This window comes from Cupriavidus sp. Met-2 (assembly GCF_049843575.1).
In the GTDB taxonomy this organism is placed as follows: domain Bacteria; phylum Pseudomonadota; class Gammaproteobacteria; order Burkholderiales; family Burkholderiaceae; genus Cupriavidus; species Cupriavidus metallidurans.
Map to the genome: position 1 here is coordinate 49,589 of NZ_JBBHZL010000001.1, position 16,232 is coordinate 65,820.

Genomic DNA, 16,232 nt, shown 5'->3' on the forward strand with positions numbered 1-16,232 from the left:
GGAGGGTATGGCATGACGGTCACCCAGACAGCGTGGCAAGGCGGCATGGCCCGCGTGGACGCCACAGGCACGTTGGTGCCGCCGGGCGCGATTGCCCCGGCCGGGCACGTGGAGGGCACGCACGGCGACAGCCCGCGCCCCGGCAGTGCGCGTGAGCCAGAGTCGACGTCCCACGTTCGCACGCGCGGCGACGTGATTCTCGATCTGCAGAACATCTCGCTGTCGTTCGGCGGCGTGAAGGCGCTGACCGATATCTCGTTCGACGTCTGCGAGCACGAGATCCGCGCAATCATCGGCCCGAACGGCGCGGGCAAGAGTTCGATGCTGAATGTGATCAACGGCGTCTATCACCCGCAGCAGGGCCGCATCGTGTTTCGAGGCCAGGAGCGTCGCCAGATGCATCCCACGGCTGCTGCGCGCCAGGGCATCGCACGGACGTTCCAGAACATCGCGCTGTTCAAGGGCATGACCGTGCTGGACAACATCATGACCGGCCGCAACACGCAGTTCCGCACGGGCGTGTTCGCCCACGCGCTCTGGTGGGGGCCGGCCCGCGCCGAAGAGATGCGTCATCGCCGCAAGGTCGAGGAGGTGATCGACTTCCTCGAGATCCAGGCGATCCGCAAGACACCGGTCGGCAGGCTGCCTTACGGCCTGCAGAAGCGCGTGGAACTGGCGCGCGCGCTGGCTGCGGAACCGTCGATGCTGTTGCTCGATGAACCGATGGCGGGCATGAACGTGGAAGAGAAGCAGGACATGTGCCGTTTCATCCTGGACGTGAACCATCAGTTCGGCACCACCATCGTGCTGATCGAGCACGACATGGGCGTGGTGATGGATATCTCCGACCGCGTGGTGGTACTCGACTACGGCAAGAAGATCGGCGATGGCACGCCCGATGAGGTCAAGTCGAACCCGGACGTGATTCGCGCATACCTCGGCACGGCGCACTGAGCGCCCCGGGGTCATAGAGAGCATTGAGAGGATAGCGGCGATGAGTTTCTTCTTCGAAATCCTGATCGGCGGCTTGCTGTCAGGACTGATGTACTCGCTCGTGGCACTGGGCTTCGTGCTGATCTACAAGGCGTCAGGCGTGTTCAACTTCGCGCAGGGCGCGATGGTCTACTTCGCCGCGCTTGCCGTGGTCGGGTTGATGGACAAGGGGCTGCCGATGTGGGCCGCCGTGATCGGCGCGTTCATCGTCATGATCATCGTCGGCATGAGCACCGAGCGCTTCGTGCTGCGCAAGCTGGTCAACCAGCCGCCAATCACGCTGTTCATGGCCACGATCGGGCTGTCGTTCTTCCTGGAGGGGCTGGGGCCGCTGCTTTTCGGCAACGAGGTGCGCCCGATCCAGCTCGGCATCGTTGACGAGCCGATTGAATCGATCCTGACGCGCTTCAACATCGTCGTGTCGAAGTTCGACCTGGCCGCCGCGCTGATCGCGGCAGTACTGGTGGCGGGGCTGGCGCTGTTCTTCCAGTACACCAAGGTCGGCCGCGCGCTGCGCGCGGTGGCGGACGACCATCAGGCCGCGCTTTCGCTCGGGATTCCGCTGCAGAACATCTGGGCCATCGTCTGGGGCGTGGCCGGATTCGTGGCGCTGGTGGCCGGCATGTTGTGGGGCTCGCGCAATGGCGTGCAGTTCGCGCTGACGCTGACGGCGCTCAAGGCGCTGCCGGTGCTGATTCTCGGCGGCTTCACGTCGGTGCCCGGCGCGATCGTCGGCGGGCTGATCATCGGCGCATCGGAGAAGCTGGCCGAGATCTACATCCCGCCGGTGTTCCAGTCGGTGTTCGGCGGCAATTTCGGGGGGATCGAAGGCTGGTTCCCGTATGTGTTCGCGTTGCTGTTTCTGCTCGTACGGCCAGAGGGGCTGTTCGGCGAGAAGCACATCGACCGCGTCTGACGGAGAGCCGACATGCTTTATCGCGAATCCGGACAGTTCAAGACCAGCTACGTTGCCGACAGCCAGATTTTCCCGATCCGGCAGGACCGCATCTTCTTTGCCCTGCTGATGGCGGTGGCGTTCGTGGCGATTCCGTTCGTCGGCACCGAATACTGGCTCAGCGCCATCCTGACGCCGTTCCTGATCTTCTCGCTGGCGGCGCTTGGACTCAACATTCTCACCGGCTACGCTGGCCAGCTCTCGCTCGGCACGGCCGCATTCATGGCGGTGGGCGCGTACGCGGCCTACAACTTCCAGCTTCGGATCGAAGGCATTCCGGTGCTGCTGACGTTCATCCTGGCCGGCGCGTCGGCGGCGGTGGTGGGTGTGGCGTTCGGGCTGCCGTCGCTGCGCATCAAGGGCTTCTACCTGGCGGTGGCCACGCTGGCCGCGCAGTTCTTCGTGGTGTGGGCGCTGACCAAGTTTCCCTGGTTGTCGAACAACAGTTCCTCGGGCGTGATCACGGCGCAGCGGCTCGACCTGTTTGGCGTGGCGATCGACACCCCGGTGAAGAAGTATCTGTTTGTGCTGGGCATCGTCACCGTGCTGGCGCTGATCGCCAAGAACCTGGTGCGCTCGGCCACGGGCCGCGCGTGGATGGCGGTGCGCGACATGGACGTGGCGGCCGAGGTGATCGGCATCCCGCTGATGCGCACCAAGCTGCTGGCGTTCGCAGTCAGCTCCTTCTATTGCGGCGTGGCTGGCGCGCTGTATGCGTTCTGCTATCTGGGCTCGGTGGAGCCAGATGGCTTCTCGCTCGATCTGTCGTTCCGCATCCTGTTCATGATCATCATCGGCGGCGTGGGCAGCATCCTGGGCTCGTTCCTGGGCGCCGCATTCATCCTGCTGCTGCCGATATTTCTCGACAACGTGCTGCCCGCGCTGGCGTCGTCGCTGCACCTGCCGTTCACGAACGCCACGGTGTCGCATATCCAGCTCATGGTGTTCGGCGGGTTGATCATCTTCTTCCTGATCGTCGAGCCGCATGGCCTGGCTCGCCTCTGGCAGATCGCCAAGGAGAAGCTGCGCTTGTGGCCATTCCCGCACTAGTCCCGTGTGCCCGTATTTCATGTCGTTCCCATAACAACGCCCGATCGAGGTGAAGGAGACTGTGATGACAACCGTGTTTCGCAACGTGCAGCGCGCCGCCCTTGTGGTCAGCGTCGCGGCTGCCATGCTGGTACCGGCATTGCCGGCGCTGGCGCAAACCAATGATCAGTTCGTCGCGCTGCCGAGCTACCGTGTTGGCCCGTACGGCGCCAACGGCCAGTCGTTCTATGGCGGCTTCGTGGACTACCTGAACTACGTCAATCTCAAGGAAGGTGGCGTCAACGGCGTCAAGCTGGGCTGGGAAGAGTGCGAGACCGAGTACAACAACGCCAAGGGCGTGGAGTGCTACGAGCGCTTGAAGGCCAAGAGCAGCGCGAGCAAGGGCACCGCCTATCACACAATGTCCACGGGTATCTCGTACGCGCTGGTCGACAAGACCGCCGCCGACAAGGTGCCGCTGGTGATGATGGGCTACGGACGTACCGATGCAGTGGATGGCTCGGTCTTCCCGTACGCGTTTCCGCTGGTGACGACGTACCAGATGCAGGTATCGGCCATCGTCAAGTTCCTGGCGTCGAAGAACGGCGGATCGCTGGCCGGCAAGAAGATCGTCTACCTGTATCACGATTCGGCCTACGGCAAGGAGCCGATCGTCGCGCTCGAGGCCGAAGCCAAACTCGGCAAGTTCAACCTGGTCGAGATTCCCGTGGCGCACCCGGGCAACGAGCAGGGTGCGCAGTGGCTCAAGATCCGCCAGGAGAATCCTGACTACGTGATCTTCTGGGGCTGGGGCGTGATGAACCAGACCGCGCTGAAGGCTGCGCAGAAGGTCGGCTACTCGCGCGACAAGATGATCGGGTCGTGGTGGGCCGGGTCCGAGGAGGACACGGTACCGGCCGGCGAGGCCGCCAAGGGCTACATGAGCGCCACCTGGAACGTGGCTGGCAAGAACGTGCCGCTGATTGCTGACATCGAGAAGGTGGTCTACGGCGCCGGCAAGGGCAACATGCAGGATCGCAACAAGGTCGGCTCGGTGCTCTATAACCGCGGCGTGTCGGCGGCCGTGGTGACCGTCGAAGCCATCCGCGGGGCGCAGGCGAAGTTCGGCAAGGGCAAGGTGATGAGCGGCGACGAAATGCGCTGGGCCTTCGAGAACCTGAACCTGACCAGCGCGCGGTTGCAGCAGGTTGGCGCCACCGGCCTGCTGCCGGAGATCAAGACGAGCTGCGACAACCACGAGGGCTCCGGCAAGGTGAAGATCCAGCAGTGGGACGGCGCCAAGTGGGTGGTGGTGTCCGACTGGATCGAGGGTAACAAGAGCCTGATCCACCCGCTGTTCAAGGCCACGGCGGCGCAGTACGCGAAGGAAAAGGGCATCACGCCGGCTTGCATGAAGTCGTAGGCGTTGCCTTTCCCCCGCTCCCACTCGTGGGGGCGGGGAGCAAAACGATCTGGGATGCGGACATGACCCTTCTATCCGTCAACAACATCGAAGTCATCTACGACCACGTGATCCTCGTGCTCAAGGGCGTGTCGCTCGAAGTGCCTGAGGGTCGCATCGTGGCGTTGCTGGGCGCCAATGGCGCGGGCAAGACCACCACGCTCAAGGCGATCTCGAATCTGCTGCATGCGGAGCGTGGCGATGTCACCAAGGGCTCGATCGAATATCGCGGGCAGCGCGTGGACCAGCTCACGCCAAACGATCTGGTCAAGCGCGGCGTGATCCAGGTCATGGAGGGGCGCCACTGCTTCGCGCACCTGACGATCGAGGAAAACCTGCTGACGGGCGCCTATACCCGCGGGCTGTCGCGCGGCCAGACACGCGATGAACTTGAGAAGATCTACGCGTACTTTCCGCGCCTGAAGACGCGCCGCAAATCGCAGGCAGGCTATACGTCCGGCGGCGAGCAGCAGATGTGCGCGATCGGGCGGGCCATGATGGCCAAGCCGGCGATGATCCTGCTCGACGAGCCGTCGATGGGCCTGGCGCCGCAGATCGTCGAGGAGATCTTCGAGATCGTGCGTGACCTGAATACCCGCGAGCGCGTCAGCTTTCTGCTGGCCGAGCAGAACACGATGGTGGCGCTGCGCCATGCCGACTACGGTTACATCCTCGAAAACGGCCGCGTGGTGATGGATGGCGATGCGGAATCGCTGCGCACCAACGAGGACGTCAAGGAGTTCTACCTGGGCGTGGCCGCCAACGATGCGGATGGTGCCGCGCGCAAGTCGTTCCGCGATGTGAAGAGCTACCGCCGCCGCAAGCGCTGGCTGGCGTGAACACAAGACAGACCATGGCTGCTGATCCTGTTGAATATTTCGATGCCCTCGAGACACGCAATCCGGCCGAGCGCGAGGCGGCGCTGTTTGCCGCCCTGGTGCGGCAGATTGCCCATGCGCAGTCGCACGCGGCTTACTTCGCGGAGATACTCTGCGACATCGACGCGCGCGACATCACGTCGCGTGCCGCGCTGGCGACGCTGCCGGTCACACGCAAGTCCGAAATGACCATGCAGCAGCGTATCGCGCCGCCGTTAGGCGGCCTGAACGCGACCCCGCTGCGCGATCTGCGGCATGTGTTCCAGTCGCCGGGCCCGATCCACGAGCCCGACGGTCATGGACCAGACTGGTGGCGCACGGCGCGCGCCATGTTCGCCGCCGGCTTCCGTGAGGGCGATCTGGTCTACAACACGTTCTCGTACCACTTCACGCCGGCCGGCATGATGATGGAGTCGGGTGCGCACCGGCTTGGATGCTGCGTGTTTCCGGCCGGCGTCGGGCAGACTGAGTCACAAGTGCAGGCGCTGGCCAACCTGCAGCCTTCCGCCTACGCGGGCACGCCGTCGTTCCTGAAGCTGCTGATCGAGCGGGGCGAGGAGATGGGCATGGCGTGCTCCAGCATTTCCAAGGCGCTGGTCAGTGGCGAGGCCTGTCCGCCCGCGCTGCGTGCCTGGCTGCAGGACCACGGCATCACCGCACGGCAGATGTATGGCACTGCCGATCTCGGCCTGATCGCCTATGAGACCGCAGGCGGCGATGGCTGGGTGGTCGACGAGGGCGTGCTGGTCGAGATCGTCGAGCCGGGCGGCACGGAGCCGATGCCGGAAGGCGAAGTCGGCGAGGTCGTGGTAACGGTACTTGGCAATAGCGATTACCCGTTGATCCGCTTTGGCACGGGCGACCTGTCGGCGATCGTGGCCGATTCATCGCATCGGGCAAGCCCGTGTGGCCGGACCAATATCCGGCTCAAGGGATGGCTCGGGCGCGCGGACCAGGCCACCAAGGTCAAGGGGATGTTCGTCCACCCGGGGCAGGTGGGCGATGTCGTTCGGCGTCATGCGGAGATTCGCGCGGCGCGGCTGATCGTGACAGGCACAGTTGGGGCCGATGTGATGACGCTCCATTGCGACGTCACGCGCGAAGACGAGGCGCTGGCGGCGGCCATCCGCGAATCCATGCGTGAAGTCCTGCGGCTGCGGGGCGAAGTCCGCTTCGTGCCGGCAGGATCGCTGCCGCAGGATGGCAAGGTGATCGAGGATGCGCGTAGTTACGACTGACTACGACTGACGTGTGCCGACCCGCGCGGCCGCCTGATCCGCACGCTGGATCATTCCGGCTGCGCGTTGCTGCTCCGCACATGGCCACCGCGAGGCCGCGTGGGCAGGCGCACCATCCACACGGTGGTCCCCAGCGCGATCGCGATCAGCGTGATCGACGCCACAGGCCGTTCGCGCATCAGCCATGCCGTGATGATCATCGAAGGCCACATCATCGACAACGCCAGGCATTTGGCCCGAAACGGGATGCTGCGGTGGGTCTGCCAGTCGTGCACGAGCGGACCGAAGCGGTGATGCGCGAGCAGCCAGCGATGAAAGCGCTCCGAGCCACGCGCAAAGCACGCGGCCGCCAGCAGGACGAATGGCGTGGTGGGGAGGACTGGCAGGAAGATGCCGATGACCCCGAGCGCGAGGCTCAGGGTGCCGCAAGTGACCCAGAACGCTCGAATGGCGCGTTCGCGGTGCGTTAGCGTGGTCTGGCGTTCGGGGTCGTCTGGTTGCAACTGGAGAAATGCGGCTAGCGCGCCAAGGGCGGAAACGCCCTTATGCTACCAGCCCCAGGCGGGCACGCGCGGCGTCGTACTCGCTCTTCATGCGTGCCACGATCTCACCGGCGGTGGGGATGTCTTCGATCTGGCCCACGCCCTGACCGGCGCCCCAGATGTCCTTCCATGCCTTGGCCTTCGAACTGCCGCTGGAGAAGTCCATCTTGCTCTTGTCGGCCACGGGCAGGTTCTCCGGATCGAGCCCCGAATTGACGATGCTCTCGCGGATGTAGTTGCCGTGCACACCCGTGAACAGGTTCGTGTAGATGATGTCCGACGCGGCCGAACTGGTGATCGACTGCTTGTACTCGAGCGCTGCGTGCGCCTCTTGCGATGCGATGAAGCGTGTGCCCACGTAGGCGAAATCCGCGCCCATGGCCTGCGCGGCCAGCACGGCTTCACCGGTGGCGATGGAGCCGGACAGCGCGATCGGGCCGTCGAAGAACTTGCGCACTTCGCCCACCAGCGCGAACGGCGATAGCGTGCCGGCATGGCCGCCTGCACCGGCCGCCACCAGGATCAGGCCGTCAACGCCGGCCTCGATCGCTTTTTCAGCGTGGCGAATGTTGATGACGTCGTGCAGCACGATGCCGCCGTAGCTGTGCACGGCGTCGATCATTTCCTTGGGCGGCGCGCGCAGCGACGTGATGAAGATCGGCACCTTGTGTTCGACGCAGACCTTCACGTCATGCTCGAGGCGCGCGTTGGAGGCGTGCACGATCTGGTTGACCGCGATCGGGCCCACCGGCTTGCCGGGATTCGCCGCCTTGAAGTTGGCCAGTTCCGCTTGGATCTGGGTCAGCCATTCATCGAGCAGTTCGGCGGGGCGCGCGTTTAGCGCGGGGAACGAGCCGACGATGCCGGCCTTGCACTGCGCCAGCACCAGTTCCGGATAGCTGACGATGAACATTGGCGACGCGATAACGGGCAGGGCCAGGTTTTGCAGCACTGGCGGAATAAGCTTGGCGGCAGGCATGAAGTCTCCTCACATCCGTGTTATGGAACGATCGTTCGATTATAGGGAGTTTCGGGTAGCGTGGCGCCGGGCTAGAGGGCGCAGTCTATGCGCTTGCCTTGGTGTCTGGAATCGGAATCCTGCCGATCGTCCCCTGGGCGGTCGGGGGGCGAAGACCTTGCCTGCTTGCTGAAGGCTACGACGAGGCGCGAGTTAGCGCAGAGCCAAAAAAAAGGCCCCGCTGGGTTAGCGGGGCGATTACCACGAAGACTGATAAGAAGAGACGGTCAGACACCTGCCAATGCCTTACCGTGAGACGAATCTTAGTAGCTGTTTGTGACCGCAAGAAGTCAGGCCGAGGACAATTCCGGAAAACCCTGAGTCTGGCCTTTCCTGGCGATTCTCGGCCCGTCCCTGATTCCGGTCAGATCTTCTCGAGCAGCAGACCCTTCAGATATTCGCCTTCCGGGAAGGCCGCCGACATCGGATGGTCCGTGCCGGCCGACAGGCGGCGCAGGATCCGCGCATCCGAGCGCGCATCGGTGGCCGCGCCCGCCACGATCTTCTGGAACAGCTCCATGCTGATCGCACCCGAGCACGAGTACGTGAACAGCAGGCCGCCCGGACGCAGCAACTGCATCCCGACCAGGTTGATTTCCTTGTAAGCGCGGGCAGCACGGTCGATATGCTGTGCCGACGGCGCGAACTTGGGAGGGTCCAGCACGATCAGGTCGAACTGACGGCCCTCGGCGCGGAATTCACGCAGCGTCTTGAAGACATCCGCGTCGAGCCACGTGGCGCGCGCCGGATCGAAACCGTTCAGAGTCACGTTGCTGGCCGCGATCTTGAGCGCCTCGCCCGACGAATCGATCGACGTCACCGACGTGGCGCCGCCACGCAGCGCCGCCAGCGAGAAGCCGCCGGTGTAGCAGAAGCAGTTCAGCACCTCGCGGCCCTCGGCGAGGTCGCCGACGAGCTTGCGGTTGTCGCGCTGGTCCACGTAGAAGCCGGTCTTGTGGCCGTTGCGCACGTCGACGTGGTAGCGCACGCCGTGCTCGGTCACCGACAGTTCCGGGTCGGGCTCGGCGCCGGCCAGCACGCCGGTCACCAGCGGCAGTCCTTCGCGCTGGCGCACCGCCGCGTCAGAACGTTCGTAGACGTTCGGGCAGCCGGTTTCCTTGATCAGCGCCTGCACCAGCGCGTCTTTCCATTGCTCCACGCCCGCGGCGTTGAACTGGCAGACGAGCTGGCCGCGTTCGCCCTGGCCGTAGTAGTCGACGATCAGACCCGGCAGGCGGTCGGATTCGCCGAAGATCAGGCGCACGGCGTTGGTGTCGCGCACCCATTGCTTGCGGTGTGCCAGGGCCGCCGACACGCGGCGCTTGAACATCGCGTGATCGACCGGCTCGTTCTCGTCGAACGTCCAGACACGCGCGCGGATCTGTGATTCGGGGCTGTACGCGCCGCGCGCCAGGAAGCGGCCGTCCGCGCTGCGGATGACCACGGTCGATCCCGGTTCGCAACGGCCTTCGGTAGCGGCGATGCCCGTGGCGTAGACCCACGGATGGCGCCGGAGCAGGGACTTTTCCTTGCCCGGCTTGAGGGTGATGACGTTCATGCGGTTACAGCACCACCTTGACCATCGGATGCCCGGTCAGCGCGCGATACAGCTCGTCGAGTTGCTCGCGGCTCGTGACCCACACGGTCACCGTCAGCCCCAGATAGTTGCCGTTGCGGGACGGACGCATCTCCATCTTGCCGGCGTGGAAGTTCGGGTCGAAGTCCTGGATCAGGGTCACGATCGCTTCGGCGAAGCCATCCTGCATCGCGCCCATGACCTTGATCGGGAAATCGCTCGGGTACTCGATCAGCGACTGTTCCGGCGGAATCTCCCCCGGAATCAGCGGACCGTTGTTCGAATCTGTAGACATCTCGAATCCTTGAACTCTTACTTGCGCTTGAACCAGAGGCGGATCGTATCCCACAGGCGGCCGAAGAAGCCGGCCTCCGGCACTTCCTCGAGCGCCACCACCGGGAATTCCGCCACCTTGTTGGCGCCGTCCATCAGCTTGACGGTGCCCACCTGCTGGCCGGCCGTGATCGGCGCGATCAGCAGTTCCTGGCGCTCCAGCACCGGCTTGAGGCGCGAGCCCGTGCCCTTGGGCACCGTGACGAACGTCTCGTTGGCCACGCCGATCTTGATCGTGCCGGTCTTGCCCTTGTAGATGTCGGGCGTGGCCAGCACCTGGCCCTTGTCGTACAGGCGCAGCGTGTCGAAGAACTGGAAGCCGTAGTTCAGGATCTTCAGGCTTTCCTGTGTGCGGATCTGCTCGGTGGCCGTGCCGATCACGATCGACACCAGTCGGCGCGAGCCGTTGGGCACATTGGCCAGCGGACGCTTTGCCGACGAAATCAGGCAGTAGCCCGCGGACTTCGTATGGCCGGTCTTCACGCCGTCCACGGTCGGGTCGATGTACAGCAGACGGTTGCGGTTCGGCTGCCTGATCTTGTTATAGGTGAACTCCTTCTGCGAGTACATCGAGTAGTACTCGGGAAAGTCCTTGATCAGGCGCGTGGTCAGGATCGCCAGGTCCACCGCCGTGGTGTAGTGGTTCGGATCGGGCACACCGTCGGTGTTCGTGAAGTGCGTGTTCTTCATGCCCATGCGCTGGGCTTCACGGTTCATCATCACGACGAAGCCTTCTTCCGAGCCGCCCACGGCTTCGGCCAGCGCCAGCGAGGCGTCGTTGCCCGACTGGACGATCAGGCCCAGCAGAAGGTCCTGCACGCTGACCGGCTTGCCGGCTTCGATGAACATGCGCGATTCATCGCTTTTCACCTTGCGGACGATGTCGGTCGGCGTGACGGTCTGATCCAGCGTCAGGCGTTTTTCCTTGAGCGCCTCGAAGGCCAGGTAAGCCGTCATCAGCTTGGTCAGCGACGCCGGCTCGATGCGCATATCTGCATTCTGTGACGCCAGCGCCTGGCCGCTCGTCACGTCGTACAGCATCCAGGACTTGGCGGCGACCTGTGGCACCGGCACGCCTTGCGCCATCACGGCTGCGGGCGCGGCGGCGAGCGTTGCCGCAACGATTACGGGAGCAATGGCGGATGCGACGTACGGCGTGACTCTGTTCAGCATGTGTAGGTTTCCAACAAGAAAGGATTGGCGCGGGCGGGGCGATTCACCGGTCCCACGCGTTGACGACGAGCTGCTTGATCAGGTGCAGCTTGCGATGAAAGAAATGGTCGGCGCCAGGAATGACGATGACCGGCAGGTCCTGCGGGCGTGCCCAGTCGAACACGCTGGCGAGCGGCACAGTGTCGTCCTGCTCGCCGTGGATCACGATTGTGTCGGCCGGCACGTTGGCCACGTCCCAGCGGCTCGTGGCGGTACCCACCACCACCAGGCGTTGCGCGGGCGTGCCCGCTTCGGCCAGACGGCGCGCCACGTGCGTCTGCACGAAGCTGCCGAACGAGAAACCGCCCAGTGCCAGCGGCAGCGTGGCCACGTCGGGCGACCACGCGGTCTGCGTGCGCATCCAGTCGATCACGGCGAGCAGATCGTCCTGCTCGCCAATGCCCTTGTCGTGCTCACCGGCCGTGCCGCCAACGCCACGGAAGTTGGGGCGCACCGTGGCGTACCCCAGCGCAACGAAGGTACGCGCCAGCGTCTGCGCCACCTTGTTGTCCTTGGTGCCCGCGAACAGCGGGTGCGGATGCGCGACGAGAGCCAGACCGCGCACGGGCGCGTTCTGCGGCAGATCGATGGAGATGTCGATGGCGCCGACAGGGCCGGCGAAGGTGGTGACCTGGGTATGCGCGTTCATGGTGGCAGGCGGCTCTCGCACAACGGGGCAACTACTGGGCAACTACTGGGTAACTACAGCGCAGCTACGGAACTACAACAGCGGCACAACAAAAAACCGGGCTGGACCCGGCATGGCTCGGCGGGTAACGCGTTTCAGCGATCGACCATCAGGCGCTGCACGGGCTTTCCGTTGATCAGATGGCTTTCGATGATTTCGTCGATGTCCTGCTCGTCGACGAAGGTGTACCAGACGGCCTCGGGGTAGACCACGAGCACCGGTCCAAGTTCACAGCGGTTCAGGCAGCCGGCCTTGTTGATGCGCACGCGGCCTTCGCCACCGGCGATACCAAGCTCCTTGCAGCGTTTCTTGGCGTATTCCTGCATGGCCTTCGCATTGTGATCGGCGCAGCAGGCAGAGCCATCGTCGCGCTGGTTCAGGCAGAAGAAGACGTGGTGTTGGTAGTAGCTGCTCATGACGGCTGACTTGGGGCGCGGTGTGGCGAGGCGTCGTGGCCTGCCATCGCCCGTAATTGGAAGCTCGGAATTATACGTGTTCACGGCCTCCGCTCCGCGTAACACGAGGTGCACGGAATTCCGGAATCCGGGCCCTGGCCGGGGCCGTCGGGCCGCTCTCCCGTCATGATGGACGCCAGAATGCGACGAAGGCTTCACAAATATCGAGGTTTGGGGCCATCTGGCCTTCCGAATCTCCGGAGCTGCGAATTCCGGATTTCCGGAATTCCAGAACCCGGTGCCACTGGATTTCTCCTCTTTTCTTTGAAATCAATGACTTGCGTCTGGGTGCCCAGGTGGCACGCCTGTTGCAAATAGTTACTTCCAGACGCGCCGCCGTTCAGGTCGAGGCGCGCAACGCGCCACGCCATCGAGCGCCGGGGCACCGGTCAAACACCGAGGACGACATCATGAGGAAACCCTTCTACAAGATCCTGTACGTGCAGGTCCTGTTCGCGATATTCGTGGGCATCCTGCTGGGCCACTACTGGCCCGACACCGGCGTGGCCATGAAGCCGCTCGGTGACGCCTTCATCAAGCTGATCAAGATGATCATTGGTCCGATCATCTTCTGTACCGTGGTGTCCGGCATTGCCGGCATGCGCGACATGAAGAAGGTGGGCCGCGTGGGTGGCAAGGCGCTGCTCTACTTCGAGATCGTGTCAACGTTCGCGCTGCTGCTCGGCCTGATCGCCACGCACGCGCTCAAACCGGGCGTGGGCTTCAACATCGATCCGGCCACGCTGGACACGAAGTCGATCGCGCAGTACGTGTCGAAGGCACACGGTCAGAGCACGGTCGAGTTCTTCATGCACATCATCCCGGACACGATCTTCAGCGCGTTCGCCAACGGCGACATCCTGCAGATCCTGATGGTCTCGATGTTCTTCGGTTCGGCGCTGGCCGTGGTGGGTGAGCGCGCGCGCATCATCCACGACATGGTGGACCAGGTGTCGAAGGTGTTCTTCCACATCGTGCACGTGATCACGAAGGTGGCCCCGATCGGTGCATTCGGCGCGATGGCGTTCACCATCGGCAAGTACGGCCTGGGCTCGCTGATTCCGCTGCTCAAGCTGATCGGCACGTTCTACCTCACGGCGATCGTGTTCGTGCTGGTGGTGCTGGGTACCGTGGCGCGCCTGACCGGTTTCTCGATCATCCGCTTTGTCGCGTATATCAAGGAAGAACTGCTGATCGTGCTCGGCACCAGCTCCTCCGAGGCTGCGCTGCCGCACCTGATGGAGAAGATGGAGAAGCTCGGCTGCTCGAAGTCGGTGGTGGGCCTGGTTGTGCCGACCGGTTACTCGTTCAACCTGGACGGCACCAACATCTACATGACGATGGCGGTGATCTTCATCGCGCAGGCCACCAACATCGAGCTGACGCTGATGCAGCAGCTCACGATCCTGGCCGTGGCGATGGTGACCTCGAAGGGCGCCAGCGGCGTGACCGGCTCGGGCTTCATCACGCTGGCAGCCACGCTGGCCGTGGTGCCGACGATTCCCGTGGCCGGCATGGTGCTGATCCTCGGTATCGACCGCTTCATGAGCGAATGCCGCGCGCTGACGAACATCGTTGGCAACGGCGTGGCCACGGTGGTGGTCTCGGCGTGGGAGCACGAGCTCGACCGCGCCCGCCTGACCCGCGTGCTGCGGGGCGAAGATGAGGCGAGCAGCCTCGCCGACGCCAGCGCCCGCTGACGTGACCCGGGCAGGGACCGGCGCCCCGCAGGAAGGGGACGCCGGCGCTGTCCCGGATGAACCTGCCGGCCATCCCCGCCAGCGGGTATCATCGGCGCGAGAGCTTCCGCGCGCGCCGATGCCCCATTCCGACGACTTCCTTGCCGTGCATGACCCTGCCGCGCCCGGCCCGGTGCACGCGCCGGAGTCGAGCACGCGCTGGTGGGGGTTTGCCGCCGCGCTGATGGTGGGGCTCCTGGCGCTGTGCTCGCTGACCTGGCTGTTTTCGGTCCAGCGCGGCATCGCCGCATTGCAGCAGTCCACGGCCATGCGTGCCGACCGTTATGCGGCCACGCTTGAATCGACGCTGGACCGCTACGAATTCCTTCCCGCGCTGGTATCGCTGCACCCTTCGGTGCGCGCGCTGCTGGCCAATCCTGAAGACCCGGCCCGTATTGCCGTGGCCAACAACTACCTGGCCGAGGTCAATACCCGGGCCCGCGCGTCGGCCACCTACGTCATCGCGGCCAGCGGGCTGGCACTGGCCGCCAGCAATCATGGCGAGCCGGGCAGCTTCGTCGGTACCGACTACCGTTTCCGCCCGTACTTCCAGATGGCATCGCGCGGTCAGATTGGCCGCTTCTACGCGATCGGCATCACCAGCGACGAGCCTGGCTACTACATCGCCCAGCCGATCGAGTCGGGCGGCAAGGTCATCGGCGTGACGGTGGTGAAGCTGAACCTCGAATGGTTCCAGCGCGCGGGCTCCGGTAGCACCGAGCCACTGATGGTGTCCGACGACCACGGCGTGATCTTCCTGTCGTCGGTGCCGGGCTGGCAGTACCGCACGCTTCGGCCCCTGCCGCCCACGCTTCAGGCCGAACTGCACAACACGCGTCAGTATCATGACGTCGATGTCACGCCGCTGCCGATCCAGCCGCTGGATTCCCCGGTCTCGCGCTGGCTGGCCAGCACCACGCTCAACGATGGCGAACGGCTGGTGAGAGTTGGCGCCGCGGGCAGCACGGGGGCCACGGCACGAGATGGCGATGACGGTCAAGGCGCGCACTTCGGTCTGTCCAGCGATGGCGCGGACCGCTACCTGGAAATCAATCGCGCCGTCGGGCCCGCCGGCTGGAACATGCAGGTGATGGCGCAACTGGACCCGGTGCTGGCCAGTGCGCGCACCGCGACGATTGGCGCGGCGCTGGCCTATGCGTGCATCTGCCTGCTGCTGGTGAACCTGCGCCAGCGCCGCCAGCGCGCGCGTGACATGCAATACAGCCGCCGGCTGCTGGAAGCGGCCTACGATCAACTGGAACGGCGCGTGGAGGCCCGTACGGCCGACCTGATGGCGATCAACGAGCAACTCGAAGCCGAAGTGACCGAGCGCGCGCGGACCGAAGGCGAACTGCGCGCGACGCAGGATGAACTGGTGCAGGCCAGCAAGCTGGCGGCGCTGGGGCAGATGGCAGCCGGCATCACCCATGAACTGAACCAGCCGCTGGCGGCCCTGCGCACGTTCTCGGACAACACGCGCGTGTTGCTGGAGCGCGGCCAGCTCGATGCAGCCACCGGCAATCTCTCCGCCATCGCTGATCTGACCGAGCGGATGGGCAAGATCACGGGCCAGCTCAAGCTGTTCGCGGGCAAGGCGCGTCAGCGCCGCAATGCCGTGCGCGTGCGCGCCGCCATCGACCATGTGCTGCAACTGATCGCGCCACGGCTGGGTCGGGTGATGCTACGGGTGCGGGGGCTCGATGGCGACGCTGCGGACCTGGCCGTATGGGCCGACGAACTCAAGCTCGAGCAGGTGCTGCTGAATCTCGTCGGCAATGCGCTCGATGCCATTGCAGCGGCCGGCGCCGAGGATGGCCGCGTCGATATCGCCGTCAGCGCGACAGACGAGACCGTGACGCTGGTCGTGCGCGACAATGGACCCGGCATCGCGCCGGACGCGCTGCCACGGCTGTTCGAGCCGTTCTTCACGACCAAGGAGATCGGTCAGGGGCTCGGCCTGGGGCTGGCGATTTCGTCGTCGATCGTGCGCGAGTTCGGCGGGCAACTGACGGCCGGCAATGTCGAGGGCGGCGGCGCGGAATTCGTCGTGACACTGCGACGCTCGCGCCAGACGGCCACGGCGTGAGGCGCATGAACGGCGTCAAGGATGACAG

15 protein-coding genes are annotated in these 16,232 nt (G+C 64.7%); 8 read left to right on the forward strand and 7 right to left on the reverse strand.

The window, feature by feature from the left end; genetic code table 11:
• The first annotated feature begins 12 nt into the window (after positions 1 to 12).
• The 6 genes from WD006_RS00235 to WD006_RS00260 all read left to right on the forward strand — a co-directional run bounded on the left by WD006_RS00235 (position 13) and on the right by WD006_RS00260 (position 6,555).
• A complete protein-coding gene (locus WD006_RS00235) occupies positions 13 to 954 on the forward strand; it encodes an ABC transporter ATP-binding protein (RefSeq protein ID WP_011515120.1) in 942 nt (313 codons plus the stop codon).
• A 40-nt stretch (positions 955 to 994) separates the two neighbouring features.
• A complete protein-coding gene (locus tag WD006_RS00240; protein ID WP_011515121.1) occupies positions 995 to 1,909 on the forward strand; it encodes a branched-chain amino acid ABC transporter permease in 915 nt (304 codons plus the stop codon).
• A 12-nt stretch (positions 1,910 to 1,921) separates the two neighbouring features.
• Positions 1,922 to 2,998 (forward strand): branched-chain amino acid ABC transporter permease, encoded by a 1,077-nt coding sequence (locus tag WD006_RS00245; RefSeq protein WP_011515122.1) that lies wholly within the window; start codon positions 1,922 to 1,924, stop codon positions 2,996 to 2,998.
• 64 nt (positions 2,999 to 3,062) lie between these two features.
• A complete protein-coding gene (locus WD006_RS00250) occupies positions 3,063 to 4,400 on the forward strand; it encodes an ABC transporter substrate-binding protein (protein ID WP_011515123.1) in 1,338 nt (445 codons plus the stop codon).
• A gap of 62 nt (positions 4,401 to 4,462) precedes the next feature.
• On the forward strand, positions 4,463 to 5,278 hold the full coding sequence (locus WD006_RS00255; protein WP_008641776.1) for an ABC transporter ATP-binding protein: 816 nt from the start codon (positions 4,463 to 4,465) through the stop codon (positions 5,276 to 5,278).
• Between the two features lie 14 nt (positions 5,279 to 5,292).
• Entirely contained in the window at positions 5,293 to 6,555 is a 1,263-nt protein-coding gene (locus WD006_RS00260) for a phenylacetate--CoA ligase family protein (RefSeq protein ID WP_011515124.1), read from the forward strand.
• Positions 6,556 to 6,605: 50 nt separating this feature from the next.
• On the opposite strand, the gene WD006_RS00265 is transcribed toward WD006_RS00260, so the two are convergent.
• From WD006_RS00265 to WD006_RS00295, 7 genes are all read right to left on the reverse strand, one after another.
• Positions 6,606 to 7,058 carry a YbaN family protein gene (locus tag WD006_RS00265; RefSeq protein ID WP_011515125.1) on the reverse strand — a complete coding sequence of 151 codons (453 nt, stop codon included), beginning with the start codon at positions 7,056 to 7,058 and terminating at the stop codon, positions 6,606 to 6,608.
• Between the two features lie 40 nt (positions 7,059 to 7,098).
• Complete coding sequence (locus WD006_RS00270; protein ID WP_008641770.1) at positions 7,099 to 8,076, reverse strand: NAD(P)H-dependent flavin oxidoreductase; 978 nt, start codon at positions 8,074 to 8,076, stop codon at positions 7,099 to 7,101.
• Between the two features lie 403 nt (positions 8,077 to 8,479).
• Complete coding sequence (locus WD006_RS00275) at positions 8,480 to 9,673, reverse strand: class I SAM-dependent rRNA methyltransferase (protein WP_008641768.1); 1,194 nt, start codon at positions 9,671 to 9,673, stop codon at positions 8,480 to 8,482.
• Positions 9,674 to 9,677: 4 nt separating this feature from the next.
• Positions 9,678 to 9,986: a YbeD family protein gene (locus WD006_RS00280; RefSeq protein WP_008641766.1), complete on the reverse strand. Its 309-nt coding sequence runs from the start codon at positions 9,984 to 9,986 to the stop codon at positions 9,678 to 9,680.
• Between the two features lie 17 nt (positions 9,987 to 10,003).
• Positions 10,004 to 11,197, reverse strand: coding sequence for a D-alanyl-D-alanine carboxypeptidase family protein (locus WD006_RS00285; protein ID WP_008641765.1), 1,194 nt, complete (start codon positions 11,195 to 11,197; stop codon positions 10,004 to 10,006).
• A gap of 43 nt (positions 11,198 to 11,240) precedes the next feature.
• Positions 11,241 to 11,885, reverse strand: coding sequence for an alpha/beta hydrolase (locus WD006_RS00290; RefSeq protein WP_011515126.1), 645 nt, complete (start codon positions 11,883 to 11,885; stop codon positions 11,241 to 11,243).
• 134 nt (positions 11,886 to 12,019) lie between these two features.
• Positions 12,020 to 12,340 carry a (2Fe-2S) ferredoxin domain-containing protein gene (locus WD006_RS00295; protein ID WP_008641760.1) on the reverse strand — a complete coding sequence of 107 codons (321 nt, stop codon included), beginning with the start codon at positions 12,338 to 12,340 and terminating at the stop codon, positions 12,020 to 12,022.
• 449 nt (positions 12,341 to 12,789) lie between these two features.
• On the opposite strand from WD006_RS00295, the gene WD006_RS00300 reads away from it, so the two are divergent.
• Positions 12,790 to 14,079, forward strand: a complete 1,290-nt coding sequence (locus WD006_RS00300; protein WP_011515128.1) for a dicarboxylate/amino acid:cation symporter — start codon at positions 12,790 to 12,792, stop codon at positions 14,077 to 14,079.
• Between the two features lie 118 nt (positions 14,080 to 14,197).
• Positions 14,198 to 16,204, forward strand: a complete 2,007-nt coding sequence (locus WD006_RS00305; protein ID WP_011515129.1) for a sensor histidine kinase — start codon at positions 14,198 to 14,200, stop codon at positions 16,202 to 16,204.
• The last annotated feature ends 28 nt before the right edge of the window (positions 16,205 to 16,232 follow it).